Source organism: Caulobacter sp. HJHS_5 (assembly GCF_056683955.1).
The window spans coordinates 1-236 of record NZ_JBWZNC010000035.1 but is presented as its reverse complement, the minus strand read 5'-3'; the positions used below and the strand labels follow the sequence as shown (position 1 = coordinate 236).

The following is a 236-nucleotide window of genomic DNA, read 5'->3' as shown; positions in this document are numbered from 1 at the left end:
GACCAAAAGAAGAGATTGACAGGTTCAAATTGAGGTCTCAGAATTATAAATTGTTGTTTGACCCATCCACGGGATTAATGCGTGGAAAAAATAAAAATGGCGAGTTTCAATCTCCATTCAATCCTTTTAAGTGGGGAGATGCATTTACCGAAGGTAATAGCTGGCACTATACCTGGTCTGTTTTCCACGATATCCAAGGACTGTCCGATATGATGGGGGGAAAGGAAGCTTTTGCC

The 236-nt window shown here is 41.5% G+C and carries 1 protein-coding gene; it reads left to right on the top strand.

All coding sequences use genetic code 11. From position 1 onward, the window contains the following. Positions 1-236 (top strand): glycoside hydrolase domain-containing protein (locus ACFLIT_RS17880; protein ID WP_479912622.1); only part of this gene is annotated, 236 nt, incomplete at both ends.